Genomic DNA, 25,299 nt, shown 5'->3' on the forward strand with positions numbered 1-25,299 from the left:
CGCTGCTACCTCAAAACACCACCGCTTTTCCGCGCCCTGATGCTTCAGAGCCTGCGTCAAGTTTGCCATCGCGTTCAATAATCACGTGCATATCTCCAAAACGGCGTTCATTGAGTGTATAGCTCATGTTTTCAAGTGCTTTAACAACCTCTGTATCTAAACCTGGGTGATGACGGATCACGTTTTTAGGCCAAAGTTGATGATGAAAACGCGGGCTGTTTACCACTTGTTCTGCACTCATATTAAATTCCACCGCATTTAAAATAGATTCATACACTGAGCTAATAATCGTGGTGCCACCCGGTGAGCCGGTGACCATTTTTACTTTATTGTCTTTGAGTAAGATGGTTGGCGTCATTGAGCTGAGCATACGCTTATGGGGCTGTATTTCATTGGCTTTGCCGCCGAGCGCGCCAAATACATTCATTACCCCTGGTTTTGCACTAAAGTCGTCCATTTCGTCGTTAAGTAAAAAGCCTGCACCTGCGACCACTACGCCACTGCCGTATCCTAAATTAATCGTGGTGGTATTCGATACTGCATTGCCCCACTTATCAACAATTGAAAAGTGTGTGGTTTGTTCGCTTTCATATAAACCGGGTTGAATGTTTTCAGTCGTTGATATTTTATCTAGCGTTATCGTACTGCTACGCTTTTCAAGGTAATCACTGGCAATTAACGCCGCTTTTGGTACATCAAAAAAGTCGGGATCGCCTAAATACTCTGCCCTATCAGCAAACACGCGTTTGCCTATTTCGGCTAATAAATGAATATACCCTACTGAATTATGCTCCAGCCCTTTCGCAGGTTTTGTTAACTCATACATTTTAAGCCATTGTAAAATAGCGATGCCACCAGAGCTGGGTGGTGGCGAAGTAAGTACTTCATAACCATTCCACGCTGATTTCATAGGGACTCTTGATTTAGCTTGATACGCTTTTAAATCTGCTTGTGTAATAATGCCACCGTGCTCAGACATAAAGTTAGCAATAATTTTTGCTGTTTCACCTTCATAAAACCCCGCTTGGCCTTTATCACGAATACGCTTTAATGTGGCTGCTAGTTCTGGTTGTTTGAAGTTTTTATTCGCCTTAGCACTGGAGAAATAATCAGCAAAGTTAATAGATACCTCTTTTTTAGCCATCCGTGCAATATAACGCTCTATGCTACTAGCAAGCTTTGGATGCACTATAAATCCATGTTCGGCTAGCTTAACTGCTGGCTCAACTAATACGTCCCAATTGAGTGTGCCGTGTTTTTGATGCGCTAACCACATGCCTGCAACACTTCCGGGAACGCCGCTGGCATGGATCCCGTATACTGACTTATTAGTAATGACGTTACCTTGCTTATCTAAGTACATATCTCGGTGAGCTGCGCTGGGTGCTGTTTCGCGGTAATCAATAAAGTCTCCTTTGCCGTCTTTTTGGATCAGCATAAAGCCACCGCCGCCGATATTCCCAGCCTCAGGTAAAGTAACGGCTAACACAAACTGCGCTGCAATTGCGGCATCTACAGCATTTCCGCCAAGCTCTAAAATAACACGTGCCGTATCACTGCTATAACTATCTGGCATTGCAACGGCCGCTTGAGCCAGCTTGGTATTATTTGCTAACACGCTCATTTGTAATTGAATAACTACTACACTCAATAGCAGTAAATGCCTAGCACCTAAAAACATAATTAATTCCTTATTGTATTTATTTTTTAATTATTTTATTAATACACTCTGTGCGTGATACGGTCAAACTACTATTACTCAATCTCAATACTTTTGCGATAGAGTACCGCTGGTAAATCACCATTTTCGTCAGTATGAATGTATTGCTTAATAAACTGCATTCCTAGTTTTTGCATTACTTTAATTGAACCAATATTGTCTTTTAGGGCTGTTGCACTCAATGCGGTGACACCGGCTTGTTTTTCTATGACTTCTGCCACTGCTTTAGCCGCTTCGCTTGCGTATCCTTTTCCCCAGCTTAGTTGCTTAAATCGCCAACCAATTTCTATATCACTAAAATTTGACTCATCTGTAAAAAATCCCATAGGACGTATCAACACCCAGCCTATAAATGTATTAGTGTCAGTAATATTTACTTGCCATAAGCCCCAGCCTTTATCTGGATTAGTGTAGGCTTGCAAGCGAGGGATAAATACCTCTTTAATCATTTGCATTGAGCTTACTTTACCACGCGTGAGGTGGCGCATTACATCTGGATCGCTGTCTAAATCAAATAGTAGCTGAGCATCTCTTTCGCCCATTAATTTAAAATTAAGTCGTGCTGTTTGGGGTATATTCATTTTTCTACCTGTATATTGCTTGTTATTGCGTTGTCATTAATAATGACCGTACCTAAGATAAAAACTCTTAGGCTTCAATCCTTTTATTAGAGAACAAATATGAACAAATTAGCAAGTTTAGTTTTATTAGGTTGTGTAGCATTAACTGGTTGTGAAGATGCTAACGAAGTAAAAAAAGATGCCTCTGAAGCAAAAGCCGACGTTCAAGAAGCGCTCACCGATGCATGGAATGATGTAAAAGAAACCACTAACGAATTTAAAGGTGAATCGCTTGATGAGCTACTTAGTGAGAGTAAAAAGTTAGGCCTAGATATGTATGATGACGGTAAAGAAGTCGCTCTTGATGCATGGTTAGAGAGTAAAGAAGCCGCTGGTGAACTCACTGAGAAAACCAAGCAAAAAGCGCAAGAACTCGCAGCTGAATTACGTGAAGCACGTGAAAAACGCGAGCAAGAGAAAAACAACTAATAACATATTTTCCTTGTGGGCTATGTGTTTATTCACCTAGCCCTTTGATCCGTTGTTGTAACTTAACTAAATACTGTTTTTTAGTGATCAACACATCAAGATCCCCTTCAAACGTATACACTTTTTTCATATTAACAAGAGTGAATTTGCCTTTGATCAACGACATTGCACAACTTAAATTTATAAAATTAAAATACAATATAAAACGTTGCAGCGGATCTGTTTCAACTTGGCGTAAACCGAGTTTATTAGCTGTTCGCGGATTAATAATATAACTCGATGCTTTTAAAGTAATGTGTGTTGGCTGATGGTTTTCATACTCGCTTATCAGCGTTAATAGCCCTTCAATGTAGCCTGAAAATACCTGTTTAGTGCGCTGCTGCGCGCTATCTTTTGAATTAAGTACAAAATAGTAATCAAATAAACTTCCGCCATGTAGCACCAAACGTGCATTTTTTACTTTTTCACCAATCAACAAGGGTGAATAATATTTAAGGCTACCCGCTTTAATTCCGCTGGGTATGTCAATAAATGGTGCAAATACAGAAAGACTGATTGAAACAGCAAATATTGATAAAAATAAAACTGAGAGCATAAAAAACAACCCTGCTAAAACGAGGTTACCTACAATAAATAACCCCGCTAATTTTAATTGAAAAGCGTGCTGTTGTTGTCGCGTGAGTAAATAAAACGTATGTTCCATTTTAATGCTGATCCTTATTTTTTTATATCGTCACTATATTCTCTCAATACAATGCCTGTAAATATAAAATAAGCATACGAAAGCTAGGGTGTGTTGACCTTTGTGGATTGAAATTTGTTCAATCTAGGGGCGATTTAATCGAGGCGCGAGGTTTGTAATCGAGTGGGCTCGATAACTGCTCCTGCGTTATTCTACTGGCTCACATCCATGTGAGAATAAGTAAAAATCGAGCAAAGCTTCCGCGTCCTGCTCACACCTCTTTGTTACCCTCTATGCAGGTAACAAAGAGTTAATCACCCTTAGGAAGAACCCTTTGGGCAGCGCATGTTTGGCATTTATACTGCGTTATCGCCTATTTATGGGGAGCAACCACACACCATAGGCGCTGCCTTGCCTAAATACCAAATAGACTGCTGCAAAATCAATCACGAAAGGTCAACACGCCCTAGATACTTAACATGGCGATTCTATGGATAAACGAAAGTAAAATTTCAATATTATGGTCGTCAATTGTTTGGGGATATGTGATGTTAAAAATGCCACTTTTGCTTTGTAATAAAACAAAAATGACATTTTAGCTAACCAGCGCTTTTAGTGCTTAAATAAAACTTGGTTCGACCAAATTAAATAATCGTTTTACGTGACCTTAGGTGATTAAAAGAGTCTTTTGAATATGCTTCTTTTACATCAATAAGTTGCTGATAACTACCAAGGAAGTACGTTTTTGTTGGGATTGCACTGTCTTTAAAGCTAATAAACGCGCCCTCAGTTCCATTAATTTGTGTCTCTCGGCTTACTTCAATCCAGTCCATTGCTCTATTGATATAATTGTAGACCTCATTATTTTGGCCTTTTTCTTTTAACTCAACCGACTCATTCCACCATGTTTGATATTGAATAGTGTACTGAGATTTTGAATAAGGGAATGCAACGCGGGCGTTTGGCTCTTCTTCGCTTATTTCATCATAGAAAGGACCTGCTATAGCACCGAGCGTAACGTAACTAAACAGGCCTAAATCACTACTCTTCGCATTAATTAAATCTGACGTTAAACTCTGAATTAACTGATCTTTCCCTTCTTTTTTTAGACCACTAATTTTCACAACTTTAGATGTTAATTTATGTGGTGCAGGTGCATCAAAGTCAGGAGTGAATGGCATGCCATCGGTATTCGTTAAATTACCTACGTGCATTTTATTCTTTAGTACATCGTAAAGGGAGTTTCGTGACCAATTACTCATTAATGCACTGTTATAGTTAGCTTTTGTATCTGTACCTTGGTGTACTGGTGTACTATTGCTAAAGTTGTTTGTTACAAATTCTTCTAGTGCCTGCCAACTTCCCTGCCAATAGCCGTACATAGAGCTCGGGTGGCATAACTTTCTAACTTCACTTGTCGCGTGCTCAGCAGCAACTGCATTAATTTTTAAATTAGTGCCGACCAGCATATCGGTACTTGCGTTATTTATAACGTCTTCCCATTGCGATAAAAGCTCAAACGTGGGCAAGAGTTGCGCATGCTCGTCATTAGTATTCCAGTTTATTACAAAACGATGGATCTCTTCTGGGATCTCAAATGCTTTTACTTTAAAGTTGGTCACTATACCGTAACTTAGGGCGCCGCCACCACGTAATGCCCATAATAAAGCTTGATGGGATTTTTCGTTTACTTCAACAATATCACCGTTACCTAATACAACAGTAGCCCCCACCAGCGACTCACAGCACATCCCTTTGCTACGTGTCCATGGTCCCCAGCCTCCGCCTTGAATAAAACCAGCTAAACCGACTGTTGCGCATGTACCATGAGGTATTGTCAATGGCGGGTTATTATCAGCTAGCTTTGGCACCACCTGAAAAAAACGATAACCTGAGCCTATACTAGCAATATAGTCGCCGTTAACTTTATCAACGTTAAAATCTGTTAATCGGCTCAAATCTAATAAAATCACATCGGTGCCCGTACACTCCCCTTCATGGTCGTGTCCACCAGAACGAACGCGGATCGGTAAGTTCAAGCTAATAGCTTGCTTATATGCCTGTGCTACATTTTTTGTTGATTCACACATTATAATAACAGCAGGATTGAATCGTAAACGAGTATTAAATATAAGGGTTTGCGCTTGATACCCTGTTAACCCTGGAGTTTCAGACACTGATGGGGATGCTTGAGTTAGCAGCTGATCATCTTTAAAATCCAAAGACTTAAGTGCTTGAACCAACCTTAGCGTATTATTCCAATAAGTTGCCATCAGGCTCTGGGCGCTTTTTAGCTGTTCGTGCGGCTGTTGCGAAACTTCATGAACTGTATTTTGGTTATTCATCATATATTCCCTTTATTATCCTTGTGACATAAACACTCGTCACGTTTTTGACCGGTTACTGACTCTGCAAGCGTTTGAATTGCTGGCGCTAAATCATCACGTGCAATATCAACTTTAATGAGGTAAGGCGCTGATGTATTTTCATATAAAATATTAAATGCATCTTGTAGATTTGCCACTGAATTGACATTTAAATATTTAACACCGTAAGCCTGAGCTAACGCTTCGTAATCCCAAGAAGGTAATTCATCAAAAGGAGCAAATTTTCCTTCAGGTGTAAATGCGCAAATATCTACAAATGATTGCTCAATAGCATAAACCTCGTTACTCATTACAAATACAGCGGTATTACAGTGATTACGCCTCAGCGTTGAAAGTGTCTGGCACATCATCATAAACCCGCCATCCCCTGCAATTACAATACTACGGTTATCATTTGCAAGTGATACACCTAAAGAGCACCCTGTTTCATGTCCCAGAGATCCCCATGCGGCATCACTGACGAAGTGATTTTTTTCTATGCCAATCAATCTTGCAGCCATATAAAGTGATGAGCTTTCACCTAAAATAAGGTTATATCTTTTTAAGGGACTCGATTCATTTAACTCTTGTTGATAAAAAGTAAAGAAGCTTTCGTAACTAATTTGGCTGCACAAATCGCTATGCTTAGTGAGCGGCAGTGCATTGAAGCCAAAATTGTCGGGCTTTGAAAACGTCACGTTAAAGCCTGCTGATGAACACAAAAAATGCGCAATCAATTCATTAATGAATACTGCTAGGCTGGTATGAATAAAGTGATCACTGTTACCAACAAGCGCACCATCCATATTGACTCTTATTAGATCAGAGCCTTGATTTGTCAGCATCGTGATGTAGTCATCAGTAAAAATGACCCCAAGCGCTAAAACTGCATCGCATTGCGACACATAATCGAACGTTTCAGGTAATGAGGCTTCGCCTGCATAGGTGCCTACAAATAATTTATGGCTAATTTCGCTTCGCTCGCTGATCACCGATTTAGCCAATGTGCTTGTGGTATAAGGTATATTAAGTAAATGTAAAAGTGACTCTACCTTGTCTTGTAAGCCTAACCTTGCGATCTCTATCCCCAGCATAATTATTGGCTGTTTTGCACTTTCTAGCTTTTGTATGGTCTGTTGTAGTAATGTTTTTTGCATACCTAGGTTAGCTGGTGAATCGGTAATAACCAGCGGTTGCATGGGTGCTTTGCATTCTGCCCCCCAGACATTTTGCCAAGCTTCTAAGTAAATTGGCCTTTTTTCTTTTATTGCACACGCTAATGCTGCATCTATAATAGTTGGAGCCATCTCAGGATCTGACAGTATTTCACTTGCCACGGTCACACTTTCAAATATGACTTGGTTTGAATTATAATTACCCGTTGAGTGATGAAATAATGCGCCTGTATCTGCGATAATTTTTCGATCATCAATTGATGGGCTAGCCGTGATCACCACCACAGGATTTCTTTCTACATAGGCGCCTGCAATTGCGTTTATAACACTTAATGTACCGACTCCATATTGCACCGATACTGCGCCAATTCCTCTGTAACGAGCATAACCTTCGGCCGCATAACCTGCACCTAGCTCCGTTATGTCACCAACCGCATCAATACCATCAAACTTATCAAGTGCGCTCATAAACTCCTGTACATAGTCACCCGGTACTTGAAATATTTTTTCTAGACTTTGCTCTTTTAAGCGCGTTAATAAATAGTCAGCAACTGTAAAATTATTGGTACTCATGGTTAATTCCTTCGTACGCAAATTTCGTTACTTCATTAAGTGTATTACTGCTTGCATTAGGCTGCACTTTTTCACTTTGATCTTTGCAGGTCTTATTGCAATTAACAGGTAGATAATTATGCTTTTGATCTAACCAGCATGGTGTGGGTAAATCAAAAAACTCCTCGAGTGTTGATTCTGCTGTATTTAATGCACCTTCAACCCAGCCTTGTTCGTATGAGTACGCCTCACCAATAATATATATGTTTTCTTTATCAACAGGGTGGCGCATACGACACATAATTTCATCTAAACGATAATTTGCTTTCCACTCATGCCAACCCCCGCCATAAGGGGCGTCTCCCCAATCTTGGTAAATGGCCGAATACGGCATTGCTAATTCTTTTTGCTCATGAAGCGCTTCTATTTGTCTGTGTGCAGCTTCCACCATGCCAGTGGTTATTTGGCATTGGCTTTTAGGGACTATTTCTTGTGGGGTATAACCTTCACATCCATAGCTTGGTGTGTAACCAGAATATAACTCACCAGACTCTAAGCCTTTCCAATAGGGGATAGAGCCAATATCATTATATGACGCCATCAATAACGAATTTGTATTTGGTAAACCGCCTGCTTGGTCGCACTCTGTTCCCATATAATATGTTTGCCTAATTGGTAAGTCGGTCACTGAACGACCTGCAACTAGACCTAAACTTCGCCACCAAGGCTGCTCGTAAGCCATAAACATTTTTAGCGCTTTTTGTATAAGTACTGAGGGGATATTTTCTTTTAACCATGGATCAGCAAAAAATTCAGACTCAATAAGCTCCAATGAACGTCTTGGCATTGCCAAAATTAACCGTTTCGTTTTTACAATTTCCTGATCAGTGACGGTTAAGTCATCAACTGTTTTGCCATATTGATCTGTGCACGTTGATTGAAATATTAATTCATATCGATAATCAGGATCATCCAAATAGTTAATTTTCACTAACCGTTTATTCATTTTCACTTTGTCATCTTCGGCTAAACAGCTTGGTAACGCTTTAAACTGCGCGCACAGTGTTAATGGCAGTGCCTGGAATCCATCAGTAAGAGTGAGAAACTCAGTGTCATCACTGTATTCTGTTGCGGGAAGCTGAGTAACCGCACTTGCATTAGCAACATTAGCATCGTACCCGCCAGCCTCTTTCATAAATAAATAGGCTTCGTTACTTAGTACTCGCTCAAGTAGATTCCAAAAACCATACTTCCAAATCTCTTTGCCAAATACTTTCACTTTCATTTGCTCACACAGACTCATGTCAGCAAAACCAGGACAAATTAAGTTCATCACCTTAACTTGCAAATCCTCAGGGCCAAAGCCGCGTTCAGATGCGTTTAAGTTATAAGGTATTTTATCAGGGCACTGCGCAAAATCTCGGTAACGAAAATATTGACCGCGCAGATAAAAAAGATTATTTTCACTGCCCGCTTTTACATCTTTCAAAGCGGGATCTTTTGAATTAGGATACATGGGTAAAGAAGAACCCATTGGGAAATCTTGCGTTTTCAGGTTCAGATTATTAACTAATGCATTAACCATGACATGATCTGAAGGAATAAAACGCATTCCCCCTAACTCAGCAACTACATTCGGTAACCCGGGCAGTGTTTTACTGTATAAACGTCCCCCTATGCGGTCACTGTATTCAAATAGTGCTATACGTTTTGCTTTGCCTTCATGCTGTTGTAGCCTCCACGCACTGTAAACACCAGACACGCCACCACCAACAATTGCTATATCAAGTTCGTTCTTCATAATTGTTTATTCCTTAACTAAATTAAGCTAAGGCTAGTCAAAAATAATTACGAGTTCTATTACACGCTATTACAAAATGAACTGTGACTATAAATTCACAAAAAAAGGTAAGCCTAAGCTTACCTTTTAATGTTTAAACCAGGTTTTTTTAGTAATTAAAGCTCAAAATCTTTCTTAAACTTAATACCAAATTCACTGCGGTCATTACTGCGCATCACGCCTACAAAACCCGATTGTTGCAGACGACCTACATCGTAAACTTCGTTTAGCACATTTTCGCCGTATAATGTCACTTCCATATCGCCATAAGCATTAAGGTAAGAAATATTAAAACCGACTAACTCACGCGAATCAATTTGCTCACTTTGGTTAAATACTGACTGACCTTGCATATCACTACGGTATGAATAGTTAGCATTAAGTGCAATTGTGCCGCCGTTACTTAAGTCAACAAAGTAAGATGGCGCAACCATTACAGTCCAACGTGGTGTTAATGCCGGTGAATCTCCGATACCAATACCTTGTACGCCAGCATCAACCTCTGTAATTTCAGAATCTAAATAACCAACGGCGCTGCGAATAGTGAAATCATCTGTAATTGCGATAGTTGTTTCAAGCTCAATACCTTGTGCTTTTGAAGCACCTGCATTTTCAACAATTGTTACAAACCCACCACCAGCCGTTGGATCAGAAAATGGTAATGCCAAGTCTGTGTAATCAGTTACAAACACAGCAAGCATCATAGATACATTTTCATGTACCTGCCCTTTTAAACCCAGCTCGTAGTTAATTGCTTTAGTTTCATCAAACGGTACGAATTGATCAGGCCCACCAAATGGACGAGGCGGAAAGCCCCCTGTTTGATAACCTTTTTGAATTTGACCGTATACGTTCATGTTGTTGCTAAGTTGGTAAGATGCGTTTACATCCCATGTTACTGCATCAAAATCAGCGGTTACGTATTTACGCTCAGAAAAACTTGGGAATACCGCATTCGCTGCTTTTTTATCTTTTGAATAACGAAGACCACCACCAATGCTTAAATCATCAGTTAAGTCATAGCTTGCATTTATATACGCTGCATATGAGTTGGTTTCTTGGTTTACGTCAAAGAAGCCGTAGTCTCCAAATGATGCTGATACGCCATCATTTAATAAACCATTCGGAGTATTCCAAGGACTAAATACAAAAGGACCTGAACGTGTAAAGCCATCTTCGTTGAAATAATAAAGGCCAGATACAAAGTCCATGTCCGCAAATGTACCGTTTAATTGAATTTCAAACGAGTATTGATCCGCGCCACCCTCTTCTGGAAATTCTGATAAATTAAGCGCCGTTGCATCATCATCCAAACCGCCGTCATATTCTGACGTACGATAACTTGAAATAAACTTAGCCGAGTAAATATCGTTAATCGCCCAATCAGCACTCAACGATGTACCCCAACCTGAATATGACGTTGATTCAATACCTGCAACAGTTGATGCTAAATCATCTGGATTTGCAGGTAGCATGTCAGCTGTTAATAGTGGGAAGTCGCCATTAAAAGGGTCGCTTGCATCTAATGGTTGTGTTAATTCGATTGTGTAAGGTGATTGGCCCGATTCATTATCAACAGCATCCAATGAGAAAACCATTGAAAAATCACTATTTGCTTGCCATTTTAGTGCAACGCGCCCGCTCGTTTCTTGTTCTTCGCCAATTTCTTTTTCAGGATTGGCTAAATTGATTGCTCTACCTACACCATCACGTTTTTTGTAAGATGCACTGGCAGACATACTCAGCTCATCAGTCAATGCATTATTAAAATACACATCGCCAGCGATGCGCCCACGAGAGCCCACTTTTGCTGTCGTTGTTAAAATACCTTCATCACCGGGCTGTTTTGTAATGATATTTACTGCGCCACCTAATGTATTACGCCCATATAAAGTCCCTTGAGGGCCACGTAACACCTCCACACGCTCAACGTTTGGTAATGACAAGTTAGAACCCATTTGACGCCCTAGGTAAACGCCATCTAGGTATACACCAACACCAGGATCTGTGGTGATGATGTGATCTTGTAAGCCTATGCCACGAATAAAAACAGATGCATGGGCTGCATTACCCACACCATAACGAGTAATATTTAGGTTAGGTACATATTTACCTATGTCTTCAAGATTACTCATATTGGCTTTATCGATAAGATCTTCACCGATTGAAGTCACCGCTGTTGGGGATTCAAAAATACTTTCGGTGCGCTTACGTGCTGTTATTTCGATTTTCTCAAAAGCATCCTGCTTTGCAGTGGTTTTTTCATCTTGAGCATAAGTTGTAGTCGCAAAAGTGGCAATTATTGCTAAGCTTAACTGTGAAAGGTTACGTAATTTCAAAATTCTCTCCAAAGGATACCGTGTGTGTGTTTGCGCTGTTTTAAATATCAGGCACAAAAAAAGATGCTTAAATAAGCATCTTTCCTCTGGAAGGATATTATATGACAGTATTGTGAATTTGTGTATAAATTTAATGTAAGTCGTCACTTTTATTACTTTAGTTAAACATTTCATTAATTATGATAATAAACCATTCGCAAATAGGATTTATAAAACCTAAAAAAAACAAATTACAGATTATTTACCCATTACAAGAACAAAAACAACATACATAAGATAAAATAAAACATAACATTCGATAATTTACCCCTTTCATTCTATAATGTAGTCGAAATCAACATACTAAACACCTAGGACACACATATGAAAAAGCTATCCTTAGCTGTCGCTATCTGCTGCGCGTGCGTAACAAGTTATGCAAACGCTGAAGTTCGCATAAACGGTTTTGCATCAATAGTTGGCGGAAAAACATTAGATAACGATTCAACCTTGTATGAATATGACAATGATATTTCATTCAAAAATGAGAGTGTCTTTGCATTACAGTTATCTGCTGACTTACAAGATAAATTGAGCGCAACAGCACAAATTGTTGCCCGTGGTGAAAATGACTTCAATGCGGAATTTGAATGGGCCTACTTAACTTACGAATTTACCGATGAGCTGCAACTCAGTGCAGGTAAAATGCGTGTGCCTTTTTATCGTTATTCTGACTTTATAGATGTTGGCTATGCATATCGCTGGGTAAGACCACCTCAATCTGTTTACAATATTCCATTTTCAACATACGAAGGCCTTAGCCTGCTGCACACATCACAGCTAGGTGACTGGGACTCAACTCTACAAATTATTTATGGCAGCTTTGATGGTAATATTGGAGTTGTTACTTATAACGATAAAGCTGAGCTAAATGATATAGCAGGCATTAACTGGACTTTATCATATGATTGGTTCAGTGCCCGTGCAGCATACCTTGTTGCTGAAACATCTATTGGCCTAAGTGATCAAGAGCCTACAGGCCAAGCTCTAAATGGCCTTGAGAAAACACTGCGTGATAACGGGTTAGTAACACAAGCAAATGATATTGCGATTTCTGAAGATGATGGAACATTTATCGGTGTTGGTTTTTCAATTGATTATAACGACATACTATTTGACGCTGAATATACTCAACTTGAAGTTGAAAACAGTATATTAGCAAAACAGTCGCAATATTATGCTTCTGTTGGTTATCGTATGGATGAAATTATTGTGCATTTCACCTACGAGAACAATGACGATAAACATGACGCCGCTGATTTTGATAAAATAACTCAAATCCCTGATCTTAATGGCGCTATCAACCAAGCACTTTTGGGCACTAAAGCACAAAGCACTGTTTACACGATAGGCACTCGTTATGATTTCCACCCATCAGCGGCGCTAAAAGTAGATTTTAGCCGTTTTAAAAATGACATTACAGATACTGAAACGGACGTTATTGCCGTTGCTGTAGATTTAGTTTTTTAAGGGGATAAAAATGAAAAAGCTAATTTTAGCGAGCCTAATTTCAACCTGCTCTTTTGTAGCATTTGCTGATGTTGCAGTTATAGTAAACCCAAGTAATAGCAATTCATTAGACAAAAATGAGATAAAAAAAATCTACCTAGGTAAAAGCAAATCATTTGCCGATGGTGTAAAGGTTAACCCCGTAAATCAAAACGGTAACAGTGTTGTTGATGAGTTTAATAACAAGGTTGTTGGCAAATCAAGTAGTCAGCTAAATGCTTATTGGTCTAAGCTTGTTTTTACTGGTAAAGGCACACCGCCAGAGAAACTAGATTCCGATCAAGCAGTTATTGATTTTGTAGTAAGTAACGCCGATTCTATTGGTTATATTGACAGCGCGAAAGTAAGCGATGCTGTAAAAGTAATTGCTACATTTTAAAATATAAGCGTATGTAAAATACCCAAACCACCTCAAGATGCGAGTTTTAGTTGGAATTAAAAGCGATTTAGGCAAGGCATTGACTGCAAGTAATAGTGGTTCTACTATTAAAATCAATTCCTTATAAAAGTAACGCAGTCTAAATCGCTTTAAAACCAACCCGTTGGGCGTTTCATAGGGACTTACTCTCATCGTTGCTGCTTCTTGAGGTGGCTTGGGTATAATACCAGTCAGTTTAACTGACTGGTATTTTTTTAAACGTTTTATTAATCAAGTACTTTTGCGTCATTAGCTTTATTGAGCAAACTGCGACTTTGGGTTAAAAAGTGCGCGGTTGAATCTGAAAAATATTCTTTTGCTTCAGCAAATGAATCTATTAGCCCAACTTTATCACCCGCTTTGAGCTTTTTTAACGTACTCGCAAATGTCTCTTGATACTGTGCAAGTAACGGCGCTACATTATCAAATTGTGCTAACATAATATCGGAATAAAGCTCTGGTGATTGTGCAAATAAGCGCCCTACCATCATTAACTCTAATTGGTATATTGGTGACGAGCAACTTCGCAATTCTTCAAGTGTATGGCCTTGCTTAGCTAAGAACTGGCCGTAAACAAAGGTGGTTAAATGGCGCATAACTTGAATAATTTGCATAGCTTCATCGTGTTTTTTAGCATCAAGTTCAACTAACTGACAGCCCCACACTTGCAGCTGAGATAATAATCCTTGCGCAACTTGATGCTCACGCCCTTCACAGACCACCACCGTTTGCTTAACCCAGTGAGAAATATCAGGACCAAACATGGGATGTAAACCCACTACAGGCCCGCTATGTACCTCTTTTAACACACTTAGTGGTGCTTGCTTAACCGATGTTATATCAACCAATAAACAATCATTATCAAGTGGTGGTAATGCTCTAACTATCGTTTCTAAGGCGTTTATAGGCACACTGATCATCACCAGTTTTGCGCCTTTTAAAATTTCTTGTGCATTCGTTTGCTGATCTTTATCAAGGATCCTGACTTCATAACCAGAGCGAATAAATTGCTGAGCAAAAAGCTGCCCCATTGCACCTTGACCACCAACAATAACAATAGGTGATAGCTGCGGGGCACTACATGCCAATTTAGCTTGTTGGTTCTGATACGCTTCTCGCATCATACGCCTAAGAATATCTTCAACAAGCTCAGGATTAACGCCTTGCTTTATTGCTTCTTGGCGTCTGGCCGCTAACAAAGAGGCTTCACGCTCTGGTGCATGTAAAGGGGCACCTGTTTGCTGCTTAATTTCACCAATTTTTTGGGTAATACTATTACGCTGAGCAAGCAATGCAACCAGCTGTGTATCGCACTCATCAATACCTATTCTTAACTGGTCTAAATCTTTAATATTCGCCACGCTCTATACACCTCAAAAATGTAATTTTGTATATTTATATTTACATAAAAGTAAACTAATCAATACAATAAATACTAACAGGATCGGTTAACTGTTAAAAGGTTAAATAAAGAAAAGAATGTGATTTGAGTTGGGAGTTGGGAGCTATGAGTTGTAATTTATAAGCTGTCCGGAGTTATCGTCACCGCTTGCTAATCGACTTTAGGCGTTCACCTTAGGGCTTATAACTTTATTTGGCGGATTATCAGTAATTCTACATTACCCAACCGATAAAATAATTAAACATTTTTGGACTGATATGAGAATGGTAGTGCCTGATCTCTAATACCAATCGTGTTAAGTTAATGACCATTTATAGCGAAAGATAAGTACAGTGATAACAAGGCAGAAATTTTGACATGGTGTTGTTCTCGGCAATTGCTCCTGCATTGCTCTAGCTCCTGCATCCATGCAGTCGTACATGAAAAATTACTAACGCAGTTAGCGCTTTATTTAGTCCGCTAGAATGGTTAAATATTTAAGCCGATTGGTATAATATCTAACTTATTCTTTGTCACTAAAAAACCAAAACGGGTTGCAACCCGAAGGCTGCAACCCGTTTTTTTGCGTTGATAAACAGCGCGTATTAGTTAAGCTTTTCTCTAATACGTGCAGATTTACCAGAACGCTCACGTAGATAGTAAAGTTTCGCACGGCGAACTGCACCGCGACGCTTAACTGTTACGCTATCGATAAGAGGGCTGTGCGTTTGGAATACACGCTCAACACCTTCACCGTTCGAGATTTTACGAACTGTGAATGCTGAGTGAAGACCACGATTACGCTTAGCGATTACAACACCTTCAAAGGCCTGTAGACGCTCTTTAGCACCTTCTTTTACTTTTACCTGTACAACCACTGTATCACCAGGGCCAAATGCAGGTACGTCTGTTTTAAGCTGCTCATCTTCAAGCGCTTTAATAATATTTTGGTTTACTTTTGCCATTATGTTTCTCACTTTCCTAGGTGTAACTGTCTTCTAGCCACAAGCTTTTTGGTACTCTTGCTGAAATTTTGCGAGTAATACCGCTTGCTCCTCAGTCAGAGCTAGGTTATGCAACAAGTCAGGACGTCGTAGCCAAGTTCTGCCTAATGACTGCATTAGCCGCCATTTTGCTATCTCTTGGTGGTTTCCGCTGAGTAATACAGCAGGCACCTGTTTGTCGTCCAATGTTTCTGGCCGAGTATAATGAGGACAATCTAGCAAGCCATTCGAAAATGAGTCTTGCTCTGCTGACTGGTTATGCCCTAAAACACCTGGCACTAATCGCGCTACTGCGTCAATTAATGTCATAGCAGGTAGTTCACCACCACTCAAAATAAAATCACCAATTGACCATTCTTCGTCAACATATGACTCTATTATTCTCTCATCTATACCTTCATAGCGACCGGCAATTAAAATCAGTTTTTTAGAGCTTGCGAGTTCGCTTGCCCCTTGCTGATCTAATTTGCGCCCTTGCGGGGACATATAAATTACTTTTGCACCATCACCTGCCGCTGCTTTAGCGTCAAGAATGGCTTGTTTCAATGGCTCAACCATCATCAACATACCTGGACCGCCCCCGTAAGGGCGATCATCCACTGTTCTATGCTTATCAATAGCATAGTCACGTGGGTTCCAGCAGTTAAAGTCGATCAGACCATTTTTTACTGCGCGACCAGTTACACCTTGCGTTGTAATGGCATCAAACATGTCCGGGAAAAGGCTGATAACCCCTACCCACAACGAACTAGTTTGACTCATTAAAAGCCAGGATCCCAGTCTACGGTAATTTCTTTAGCATCGTGTTTAATCTCTTTAATAACTGTATCAGTTAAAAATGGAATTAAACGTTCAGCTTGACCAAATGCATCTTTATTGTTTGCTTTAACAACCAATACGTCATTTGAGCCTGTCTCCATCAGGTCATCAACGATGCCTAAGTTATAACCTTTATCAGTTATAACCGACATGCCAATGAGATCTCGCCAATAGAACTCGCCTTGCGGAAGTTCTGGTAATTGCGCTGCATCCATTGAGATTTCTGCATGGGTATAAGCCATTGCTTCGTCTCGGTCGTTTACTTGCGCAAATTTAGCGATAAAGCCTTTGTTGTGGCGACGCCAGTCGACCACTTCTAAGGTCTGCCATTTACCTTGCTGCCCTATCAACCACGGGCTGAATTCGAAGATCCCTTGGGGATCATCAGTAAATGAATGTACCTTAAGCCAGCCCTTTATACCATATGGGGCACCGAGCTTTCCTACGACAATTATTGATGAGGTGTTCTCTTGACTCATGGTTACACTTACGCCTATTAAGCCGCTTTACGAGCGTCTTTTACTAACTTACTTACGCGATCTGAAAGAGATGCGCCCTGACCTACCCAGTGTTCAACACGAGATAAATCTAAACGTACTTTTTCTTCTTGACCACTAGCAATTGGGTTAAAAAAGCCTACTTTCTCGATGAAGCGACCGTCACGCGAGAAACGGCTATCCGCAACCACAATTTGATAGAAAGGGCGTTTTTTAGCGCCACCACGTTGCAAACGAATAGTTACCATACCGTCCTCTAAATAGATTGACTGTTTTCATTAATAAGAATTGCTCCCCAGTATGGGGAGCTGGGGAATTGTACGAGTTTTTAGCAACAATGCAAGTAAGAAGTGACTCAAAATAGGAGTTAACTTGATTAAACTATGATCTCCGCGTTAATTGAGTCTATATAAGTCTTTGAATGCATAATTTATCCACAAAAAAAGAGGCTGTTTGCCTCTTTTTTAAATTAATTTGTACACAATACCTACAAAACTTAGCTGGTAATTAAAACTTAGGCCCACCACCACCCATCATTCCAGGGGGTAACATGCCTTTCATACCGCGCATCATTTTTTGCATTCCGCCCTTACCTTTCATTTTTTTCATCATTTTTTGCATTTGCGTAAACTGTTTTAGCAACTTATTTATCTCTTGCACTTGGGTACCAGAACCCGCTGCTATACGCTTTTTACGCGAACCTTTAATGATTTCAGGACGGGCACGCTCTTTTTTAGTCATTGAGCTGATAATCGCTTCCATTTGAATAAAGGTTTTATCACCCATTTGACCTTTCACTGCATCGGGTAAGTTTGACATACCTGGTAACTTATCAAGCATCGACATCATGCCACCCATATTTTTCATTTGCTTTAGTTGCTCAGCAAAATCATCCAGGGTAAAACCATCGCCTTTAAATACTTTTTCAGCTACTTTTGCAGCTTGCTCTTTATCGACTTTCATCTCGACTTCTTCGATCAATGAAAGTACATCACCCATCCCTAAAATACGGGATGCTATGCGGTCAGGATGAAAAGGTTCGAGTGCATCAGTACGTTCACCCACCCCCATAAATTTAATCGGCTTACCGGTGATATGGCGAATAGACAACGCCGCACCACCGCGAGCATCACCATCGGTTTTTGTTAATATAACACCAGTAAGCGGCAATGCTTCGTCAAATGCTTTAGCTGTGTTTGCCGCATCTTGACCTGTCATAGCATCAACGACAAATAAGGTTTCGATTGGGTTGATTGCTTTGTGCAGCGCTTTTATCTCATCCATCATGTCATTATCGACATGTAATCGGCCTGCGGTATCGACTAATACAACATCAATAAACTTCTTTTTTGCGTGTGTTATAGCGGCCGTTGCAATATCAACTGGCTTTTGTGATATATCACTTGGGAAAAATTCAACTTCAACTTCTGCAGCAAGCGTTTCTAGCTGTTTAATTGCGGCAGGACGATATACATCGGCACTGACCACTAACACTGATTTCTTTTTACGTTCTCTTAAAAATTTCGCAAGCTTGGCAACACTGGTGGTTTTACCCGCACCTTGTAAACCCGCCATCATGACAACAGCTGGCGGTTGTGCGTTTAAGCTTAGCTCTTCGTTTGCTTCACCCATGGCTTTTTCTAGCTCTTCACGAACTATTTTAATAAAAACTTGCCCTGGGCTTAAACTTTTAGTTACTTCAACGCCTACCGCACGTTCTTTAACTTGTTTAACGAACTCGCGAACAACGGGTAAAGCAACGTCAGCTTCTAAAAAAGCCATACGAACTTCGCGTAGCGTATCTTTTATGTTGTCTTCAGTTAGGCGACCGCGGCCGCTGATATTCTTTAAGGTTTTACCTAATCGTTCTTGGAGGTTCTCAAACATGTAAAGGTTCCGATCAAACGTGATATACCGACAGCTCAATTTCACACCGTGAGCAAATTAATAGTTTGCTCTTTATATGCGTTAATTTAACTTAGTCAGTAATATTAAAATTTTAATTAAAAACAGTATACCGTAAATTAAGGTGCACAATATAGTACTCAAGTAGGCTGTTTGAGTTTCTTTTTACAAAGCCTAGGCATTTGTCTTGCTATAAAATACAATGGACTTACTCTAACAAGGATATTTGACTCAAATTGAGTGGCCCAAGTACTATGCTGATTATTAGTTTAACTATTATTGCCAGTTTATTTTACGTTTTAGCGACATCACATGTCCTATCTCGATTATTTCACCAACAAGGTCCGAGCCAAAAGCTCACGGTGATACTAAGCACTATCGCTATCTTAGCGCACATGCTATTGCTGGTAAATTCGGTCTTTCGTTCTGATGGACAAGATTTGAGTATCGTGAATGTCGCACTCTTAACTTGCTGGGTGATCGTGGTGTCTGTCACCACGGTTTCATTAAAGTTCCCTGCAACATTACTATTGCCTGTGGTGTATGGTTTTGCGGCTTTACTAACAATTGCTAGTTTATTTATTCCTCATCATATTCTATTGCAAAGTATTGATATACAAATCGGCCTTGTTACTCATATATCACTCTCTTTACTCGCTTATTGTGTACTTATTATTGCTACGTTATATGGTGTGCAATTTTATTTTATTGATAAGCGGTTAAAGCGCAAAGATTTAGCGATCGTGCGTAGTCATCTTCCTCCATTAATGGTGGTTGAACGCCAGCTTTATCATTTATTGACATTAGGAACAGCACTTCTTACTTTGGCTTTGCTATCAGGGTTGGTTTTCCTCGAAGGTATGTTTGCTAAAGAGTTTATACATAAAACCATTTTATCTTTATGTGCATGGGCTATTTTTGCCACGGTTACACTTGGTCACTTAAGATTTGGCTGGCGCGGAAAACCTGTTGTACTTGCTATAATGAGTGCTGCATTTGTACTGACATTAGCTTATTTTGGTAGCCGCTTTGTGCAAGAAGTTATCCTTAATAAGTTTTAACTTGACTCAGCGTGCTCTCTACCGCTTAATATACCTTGATTAAATAAAAAAGGATCCTTCTTTGGACGACATCTCTACAAGTGTTTTGTTTATAATACTTGGAATACTCATACTTTGTTCTGCATATTTTTCTGGTTCTGAAACGGGCATTATGTCAATTAACAGAATCCGCTTACGCCACCTTGCCAAAGAAAACCACCGCGCAGCAAAGCGTGTCAACAAACTCTTGAGCCGTCCTGATAGACTTATTGGCCTGATCCTAATTGGTAATAATCTGGTAAACATTGCTGCCGCACAGGTTGCAACTATAATTGGTATCCGTTTATATGGTGATTTAGGTATCGCTATTGCCACTGGCGCACTTACGTTAGTCGTCCTTATTTTTGCAGAAGTAACACCTAAAACGCTTGCTGCGCTTTATCCTGAAAAAGTTGCCTTTCCAAGCTCGGTAATACTCAAAGGTTTGCTAAAGATTCTCTTTCCATTTGTCGTCGTTGTTAACTGGATGACCAATGGTATATTACGCTTATTTGGTATTAGTGCGGCACAAATAGATGAGCACAGTATGAGTAAGGAAGAATTAAAAACAGTGCTGAATGAATCTGGTGCGCTGATCCCCGCTCGTCACCAAAGCATGTTGACCTCTATTTTAGATTTAGAGCAAGTCACTGTTGAAGATATTATGATACCCCGTAACGAGATCGTGGCCATTGATATCAATGATGACTGGAAACTTATTAGTAAACAGCTTACCCACGCACAACATACACGCGTACTTTTATACCGTGACCAAATTGATGATGCGGTAGGTTTTATCCACTCACGTGATGCGCTGCGCTTATTAACGAAAGAGCAATTTGATAAGCCATCACTACTTCGCGCAGTTCGTGAAATTTACTTTATCCCTGAAGGCACATCGCTTAATACACAGCTGTTTAAATTTCAGCAATCAAAAGAACGCATTGGTTTGGTCGTCGATGAATACGGCGATATTCAAGGCTTAGTAACCCTTGAAGATATTCTTGAAGAAGTGGTTGGCGACTTTACGACTACTCAAACACGTACTCCAAGTGAAGAAGTTGTATCACAAGAGGATGGTTCATTTTTAGTGGATGGCGGTGCTAACGTACGTGATCTAAACAAAGAAATGGATTGGGAATTTCCGCTTGATGGCCCAAAAACGCTAAGTGGATTAATTGTTGAGTACCTTGAAGATATTCCAAATGCAAATTTAAGTTTACGCATTGCAGGCTACCCTATCGAGGTAATTGAGGTGAAAGAGAACATGATTAAACTTGTTCGAGTTCAAGCCGCTTTACGCAAATCCTAACCCCAAATGATAGAGTAACCAGTAAGTTACTCTATCTCTCTTTCTTATTTCTGAATTTTCCGACATAGATTCTCAACCCAGTGATATATATTAAGCTATTATAATTCTTTATCTTACGGAGAACTTTAATGGATGATATTTCAGTAGAGACTATATACACCAAAGCTATCGAAATGCTTATGTTGTATGGCCCTAAATTCTTACTCGCAATATTTGTATTAGTTGTGGGCTGGTGGTTTATTGGCCGAATTGCAAATATGACCGAAAAATCAATGGCTAAAGTGAAATTTGAAGCCGGTTTAACTCACTTTTTAGTCTCGTTTATTTCAGTGATATTAAAAGTCCTATTACTCATTTCTGTTGCCTCGATGATTGGGATCGAAACCACCTCATTCATCGCGATGCTCGGCGCTGCAGGTTTGGCTGTAGGTATGGCTTTACAAGGCAGTTTAGCTAACTTTGCTGGTGGTGTACTTATCTTGTTCTTTAAACCATTTAAAATTGGTGATGTCATTGAAGCACAAGGGCATATGGGTAAAGTCGTTGAAATTCAAATTTTTGTTACTATCTTACTTACCTACGACAATGAAAAGATTATTATCCCTAACGGCGCACTTTCAAATGGCTGTGTTAAAAATAAATTTGCAGAGCCAACTCGCCGTGTTGATATCGAATTCGGCATTAGCTACCAAGATAATGTACTAAGGGCTCGCGAGGTGTTAATGGCTGTCCTAAATGAGTATGAGTTAGTGCTTAAAGGTGATGAAGCGAAGAAACCTATTGTGCATGTTAGCCAACATGGTGATAGCCATATTGGCATGCTCGTTTGGGCATGGGTTGACTCTGAAAATTATTGGCCGGTATATTTTGGTTTATACGAGCGCGTTAAGATCGCTTTCGATAAAGAGAACATCACCATTCCATTCCCACAAAGAGATGTACATATCCATCAATTTCCAGGGAAGTAAATAGCCTTCCCCCTTAAAACTAACAAGCCCGCAGTGCGGGCTTGTTAGTTTTAAATTAGCCAAATAAACGATCTAACCAACCTTTGTCTAAACTATCTTCACATTTTTTAAGTTGAGCACCATAACGGCTTGCCCTATTTTTTACTTTATTTGCGACACCCATTAGCCACTTTTTCTTTTTGTAGGTGCCACGTTTATAGCCACCCCAGCCTTCGTGGTAATTTAAATATTGTGCGTAAGCATCCCATTTTGATATGCCATTCACTTTATGCGTTTTATAAACAAACCAACCCATGAAGTCGATAGCATCATCAAAATCATCACGATCAGCCCCGCTGTTACCTGTTTCGCGAATATAATCAGACCATGTTGGTGTTTTAGCTTGGGAGTAGCCATAAGCAGAACTTGCACGCCCGGTGGGAATAACCCATAAAAAATATTCCATTGGAGGTGCTGCATCATGCTTAAATGAACTTTCTTGATACATCATACTCATTAGCACATGCTTTGGTGAGCCCCACTTTTCTTGGGCATTTTTGGCATCATAATACCAACTTGATTTTTCTTCAAAAATCTTACAGATATCATTAGGTTGCTTTGGCGGAGCGGTCGCGCAGCCGGTTAAAATCACTCCCAGCGATAGAATTATTAAATTTTTTTTCATTTATTTTGATTCTCGCTGAACTTTTAATAAAAACATCGGTCTTAGTTTATGAATGCGCAGTTTAGCATTGTTTCATCCCTGAAGAATTTTTACGCAGCCCATATGGGCTGCGTTTTTTTTGTCTGTTATTTATCTTTAAAATACTCATCTAAAAACACTTTAAAAGATACGCTATCAGCAGCAACTACAGCAAGCTCGTCCTGTATTGAACGCTGTGCTTGTTGTTGCAAATAGCTATCAGAATAAACGTTGTATGGCGTTGCTTGATGGCTATGCTTGTAATTTTTAGCTAATGCTAAAGCAAAGTGTCCGTTATCAAGACCTGACTCTTTCAATTGCGCCACATAGCGACCTGAATAAGTAAGTGTAGGATCTGTGATCCACGAAGATAAGCGTGCAACCGTTTCACTGTAGTATTGGACACCATAAGCATTATCCATGTAATGAGCCACAGAGCGAAGCTGAGCAAACACCTCTTGTCCCCAGTCGACTAAATTACTTGGTGCGCCTGATTTATTGAGCTCAACATGACTAGCACGCCCATTATTAACAACGGTATCTAGATTCTCAGTGCTGCGCTGTTGCGAGTCCCAATCCATGTCCGGTGAATCTTTTAACAAGCAATATGTTAAAAATACATCGAGAAAGCGAATTTGTTCAATATTAATGCCTGTTTCGCTAAACGGGTTCACATCTAATGCACGAATTTCTATGTATTCAATACCACCACGTAATAATGCATCCGTTGGTGTTTCACCACTTTTTGCATTGCGCTTAGGCCGGATTGGAGAATAAAATTCATTTTCTATTTGTAAGATATTTTTATTAAGCTGTTTTGGTTGATCATTATTGTAATCGCCAATGCCACTGTAAATATCTGATGGCGTATTAATCGCACGCTTTAAGCCGGCGACATACTCATCTAATGAGTTATACATAACCTTTAATGATGACTGCGCACTATTTGTATAACCTAAGTTACCTAATCGAAGCGCCGTGCCTGTTTCAAGGTATAGTGTACCTTTGCCTAATTTTTTAAATGGTAAATCCGTCTTACGACCTTGTAAAAACGAATTACATAAAGCGGGTGACGCACCAAATAAATAGCTTATTAACCAAAGCTCTCGTTTAAAGTTACGGATCAAGCTGAGGTAACCTGCTGAGATAAAATCAGTTAACGGTCCCTTGTCGCCTTTTATTGTCTGCAAACTTTGCCAAAACGTTTCAGGGAATGAAATATTAAAGTGCACGCCAGCAATAGCTTGCATCATGCTGCCGTAACGGTTTTTCAATCCTTGGCGGTAGAGTGTTTTCATTCGGCCAATATTGGAATCGCCAAATTGAGCTAACACTATGTCGTCTTGGTGCTCAATGAAACACGGCATACTGATAGGCCATAATAACTCATCCCCCATCTGCGCTAAGGTAAACTTTTGCAAATCTTGCAACTGACTTAACGTTTCTTCGGCAGATTCACTAACCGGTGTAATAAACTCTAATAACGATTCAGAGAAATCAGTGGTGATATGCCCATTTGTTAACGCACTACCAACCCCTTTAGGATGTCTTTGCTGTGATATAACACCATTAGGCTGAATCCTCAATGCTTCTCTTTCTATGCCACGTTGAATACCTTTAATTGCGTATTGATGTTGTTCTGGAGATAACGCTGCTAGCGTTTTATTTAGATCATGTGTAGTCAAAAATGCTTCCTCGAGCCACGTGGCTTAATCTTAAGTCAATGGGGGCGAATTGATAATACTCAAGGCTAAATAATAGGGATCACACTTATTCTAATTATTTGCCACACAAACTACCGCGCGAATTACAGCAAGGCGTACAAATTTGCCAATGCATTATAGACTAATCTTGCCATTGAAAGTGTCAATATACAATTGCTTTAAACGCACCACTGTCATGACATATATCATGATGTGGTTTATTCAAAATACATAGACCCGCCCAGTCGAGCTAACCATTC

At 39.8% G+C, this 25,299-nt stretch carries 21 protein-coding genes; 6 read left to right on the forward strand and 15 right to left on the reverse strand.

Going from position 1 to position 25,299, the window contains the following annotated elements; translation table 11 throughout:
- Nucleotides 1-10 precede the first annotated feature (10 nt).
- Nucleotides 11-1,681 (reverse strand): gamma-glutamyltransferase, encoded by a 1,671-nt coding sequence (ggt, locus tag A7967_RS10430; RefSeq protein ID WP_064435689.1) that lies wholly within the window; start codon nt 1,679-1,681, stop codon nt 11-13.
- A gap of 74 nt (nt 1,682-1,755) precedes the next feature.
- On the reverse strand, nt 1,756-2,301 hold the full coding sequence (locus A7967_RS10435) for a GNAT family N-acetyltransferase (RefSeq protein ID WP_054453337.1): 546 nt from the start codon (nt 2,299-2,301) through the stop codon (nt 1,756-1,758).
- Between the two features lie 99 nt (nt 2,302-2,400).
- Between A7967_RS10435 and A7967_RS10440 the strand changes: the two genes are divergently transcribed.
- Nucleotides 2,401-2,769, forward strand: coding sequence for a hypothetical protein (locus A7967_RS10440; protein ID WP_054453335.1), 369 nt, complete (start codon nt 2,401-2,403; stop codon nt 2,767-2,769).
- Between the two features lie 28 nt (nt 2,770-2,797).
- Here A7967_RS10440 and A7967_RS10445 read toward each other — a convergent pair whose 3' ends face one another.
- From A7967_RS10445 to A7967_RS10465, 5 genes are all read right to left on the reverse strand, one after another.
- A complete protein-coding gene (locus tag A7967_RS10445; RefSeq protein ID WP_064435690.1) occupies nt 2,798-3,472 on the reverse strand; it encodes a hypothetical protein in 675 nt (224 codons plus the stop codon).
- A 623-nt stretch (nt 3,473-4,095) separates the two neighbouring features.
- Nucleotides 4,096-5,799, reverse strand: coding sequence for an FAD-binding oxidoreductase (locus A7967_RS10450; protein ID WP_235575713.1), 1,704 nt, complete (start codon nt 5,797-5,799; stop codon nt 4,096-4,098).
- A complete protein-coding gene (locus A7967_RS10455) occupies nt 5,796-7,565 on the reverse strand; it encodes a thiamine pyrophosphate-binding protein (protein ID WP_054205166.1) in 1,770 nt (589 codons plus the stop codon). The genes A7967_RS10450 and A7967_RS10455 overlap by 4 nt, the downstream gene beginning before the upstream one ends.
- Entirely contained in the window at nt 7,552-9,345 is a 1,794-nt protein-coding gene (locus A7967_RS10460; RefSeq protein WP_054205165.1) for a flavin monoamine oxidase family protein, read from the reverse strand. Before A7967_RS10460 ends, A7967_RS10455 begins: the two co-directional genes overlap by 14 nt.
- A gap of 155 nt (nt 9,346-9,500) precedes the next feature.
- Nucleotides 9,501-11,723, reverse strand: coding sequence for a TonB-dependent receptor (locus A7967_RS10465; protein ID WP_054205164.1), 2,223 nt, complete (start codon nt 11,721-11,723; stop codon nt 9,501-9,503).
- Between the two features lie 363 nt (nt 11,724-12,086).
- Here A7967_RS10465 and A7967_RS10470 point away from each other — a divergent pair, with 363 nt between their 5' ends.
- Both A7967_RS10470 and A7967_RS10475 read left to right on the forward strand, forming a co-directional pair.
- Entirely contained in the window at nt 12,087-13,232 is a 1,146-nt protein-coding gene (locus A7967_RS10470) for a porin (protein WP_064435691.1), read from the forward strand.
- A gap of 10 nt (nt 13,233-13,242) precedes the next feature.
- Complete coding sequence (locus A7967_RS10475; RefSeq protein ID WP_054205162.1) at nt 13,243-13,650, forward strand: type 2 periplasmic-binding domain-containing protein; 408 nt, start codon at nt 13,243-13,245, stop codon at nt 13,648-13,650.
- Nucleotides 13,651-13,916: 266 nt separating this feature from the next.
- Here the strand turns inward: A7967_RS10475 and tyrA are convergent, their stop codons facing one another.
- The 6 genes from tyrA to ffh form a co-directional block, all read right to left on the reverse strand.
- On the reverse strand, nt 13,917-15,050 hold the full coding sequence (gene tyrA / locus A7967_RS10480; protein WP_054205161.1) for a bifunctional chorismate mutase/prephenate dehydrogenase: 1,134 nt from the start codon (nt 15,048-15,050) through the stop codon (nt 13,917-13,919).
- A 625-nt stretch (nt 15,051-15,675) separates the two neighbouring features.
- Nucleotides 15,676-16,035, reverse strand: a complete 360-nt coding sequence (gene rplS / locus A7967_RS10485; RefSeq protein WP_007581406.1) for a 50S ribosomal protein L19 — start codon at nt 16,033-16,035, stop codon at nt 15,676-15,678.
- 33 nt (nt 16,036-16,068) lie between these two features.
- Nucleotides 16,069-16,836 (reverse strand): tRNA (guanosine(37)-N1)-methyltransferase TrmD, encoded by a 768-nt coding sequence (trmD, locus tag A7967_RS10490; protein WP_054205160.1) that lies wholly within the window; start codon nt 16,834-16,836, stop codon nt 16,069-16,071.
- Entirely contained in the window at nt 16,836-17,372 is a 537-nt protein-coding gene (gene rimM, locus A7967_RS10495) for a ribosome maturation factor RimM (RefSeq protein ID WP_054205159.1), read from the reverse strand. The genes trmD and rimM overlap by 1 nt, the downstream gene beginning before the upstream one ends.
- Before the next feature lie 17 nt (nt 17,373-17,389).
- Nucleotides 17,390-17,638 (reverse strand): 30S ribosomal protein S16, encoded by a 249-nt coding sequence (gene rpsP, locus A7967_RS10500; RefSeq protein WP_016708927.1) that lies wholly within the window; start codon nt 17,636-17,638, stop codon nt 17,390-17,392.
- Between the two features lie 259 nt (nt 17,639-17,897).
- On the reverse strand, nt 17,898-19,277 hold the full coding sequence (gene ffh, locus A7967_RS10505; RefSeq protein ID WP_054205158.1) for a signal recognition particle protein: 1,380 nt from the start codon (nt 19,275-19,277) through the stop codon (nt 17,898-17,900).
- Nucleotides 19,278-19,549: 272 nt separating this feature from the next.
- On the opposite strand from ffh, the gene A7967_RS10510 reads away from it, so the two are divergent.
- The 3 genes from A7967_RS10510 to A7967_RS10520 all read left to right on the forward strand — a co-directional run bounded on the left by A7967_RS10510 (nt 19,550) and on the right by A7967_RS10520 (nt 22,654).
- Nucleotides 19,550-20,356: a cytochrome C assembly family protein gene (locus A7967_RS10510; protein WP_054205157.1), complete on the forward strand. Its 807-nt coding sequence runs from the start codon at nt 19,550-19,552 to the stop codon at nt 20,354-20,356.
- Between the two features lie 61 nt (nt 20,357-20,417).
- Nucleotides 20,418-21,686, forward strand: coding sequence for an HlyC/CorC family transporter (locus A7967_RS10515; protein ID WP_152960587.1), 1,269 nt, complete (start codon nt 20,418-20,420; stop codon nt 21,684-21,686).
- Between the two features lie 128 nt (nt 21,687-21,814).
- Nucleotides 21,815-22,654, forward strand: a complete 840-nt coding sequence (locus A7967_RS10520) for a mechanosensitive ion channel family protein (protein WP_054205155.1) — start codon at nt 21,815-21,817, stop codon at nt 22,652-22,654.
- Nucleotides 22,655-22,709: 55 nt separating this feature from the next.
- Here the strand turns inward: A7967_RS10520 and A7967_RS10525 are convergent, their stop codons facing one another.
- Both A7967_RS10525 and gshA read right to left on the reverse strand, forming a co-directional pair.
- Complete coding sequence (locus A7967_RS10525; RefSeq protein WP_054205154.1) at nt 22,710-23,318, reverse strand: transglycosylase SLT domain-containing protein; 609 nt, start codon at nt 23,316-23,318, stop codon at nt 22,710-22,712.
- Nucleotides 23,319-23,443: 125 nt separating this feature from the next.
- Nucleotides 23,444-25,021, reverse strand: coding sequence for a glutamate--cysteine ligase (gene gshA / locus A7967_RS10530; RefSeq protein ID WP_054205153.1), 1,578 nt, complete (start codon nt 25,019-25,021; stop codon nt 23,444-23,446).
- Nucleotides 25,022-25,299: the final 278 nt, after the last annotated feature.

The sequence above is a fragment of the Pseudoalteromonas neustonica genome (genome assembly GCF_001653135.1).
Lineage (GTDB): Bacteria > Pseudomonadota > Gammaproteobacteria > Enterobacterales > Alteromonadaceae > Pseudoalteromonas > Pseudoalteromonas neustonica.

Coding starts and splice junctions, on each gene's coding strand:
- A7967_RS10445 (WP_064435690.1), bottom strand. CDS start 3,472: ATGGAACATACGTTTTATTTACTCACGCGACAACAACAGCACGCTTTT.
- A7967_RS10475 (WP_054205162.1), top strand. CDS start 13,243: ATGAAAAAGCTAATTTTAGCGAGCCTAATTTCAACCTGCTCTTTTGTA.
- A7967_RS10510 (WP_054205157.1), top strand. CDS start 19,550: ATGCTGATTATTAGTTTAACTATTATTGCCAGTTTATTTTACGTTTTA.
- ggt (WP_064435689.1), bottom strand. CDS start 1,681: ATGTTTTTAGGTGCTAGGCATTTACTGCTATTGAGTGTAGTAGTTATT.
- A7967_RS10520 (WP_054205155.1), top strand. CDS start 21,815: ATGGATGATATTTCAGTAGAGACTATATACACCAAAGCTATCGAAATG.
- A7967_RS10460 (WP_054205165.1), bottom strand. CDS start 9,345: ATGAAGAACGAACTTGATATAGCAATTGTTGGTGGTGGCGTGTCTGGT.
- trmD (WP_054205160.1), bottom strand. CDS start 16,836: ATGAGTCAAACTAGTTCGTTGTGGGTAGGGGTTATCAGCCTTTTCCCG.
- rplS (WP_007581406.1), bottom strand. CDS start 16,035: ATGGCAAAAGTAAACCAAAATATTATTAAAGCGCTTGAAGATGAGCAG.
- rpsP (WP_016708927.1), bottom strand. CDS start 17,638: ATGGTAACTATTCGTTTGCAACGTGGTGGCGCTAAAAAACGCCCTTTC.
- A7967_RS10440 (WP_054453335.1), top strand. CDS start 2,401: ATGAACAAATTAGCAAGTTTAGTTTTATTAGGTTGTGTAGCATTAACT.
- A7967_RS10470 (WP_064435691.1), top strand. CDS start 12,087: ATGAAAAAGCTATCCTTAGCTGTCGCTATCTGCTGCGCGTGCGTAACA.
- A7967_RS10525 (WP_054205154.1), bottom strand. CDS start 23,318: ATGAAAAAAAATTTAATAATTCTATCGCTGGGAGTGATTTTAACCGGC.
- ffh (WP_054205158.1), bottom strand. CDS start 19,277: ATGTTTGAGAACCTCCAAGAACGATTAGGTAAAACCTTAAAGAATATC.
- A7967_RS10455 (WP_054205166.1), bottom strand. CDS start 7,565: ATGAGTACCAATAATTTTACAGTTGCTGACTATTTATTAACGCGCTTA.
- rimM (WP_054205159.1), bottom strand. CDS start 17,372: ATGAGTCAAGAGAACACCTCATCAATAATTGTCGTAGGAAAGCTCGGT.
- A7967_RS10435 (WP_054453337.1), bottom strand. CDS start 2,301: ATGAATATACCCCAAACAGCACGACTTAATTTTAAATTAATGGGCGAA.
- A7967_RS10450 (WP_235575713.1), bottom strand. CDS start 5,799: ATGATGAATAACCAAAATACAGTTCATGAAGTTTCGCAACAGCCGCAC.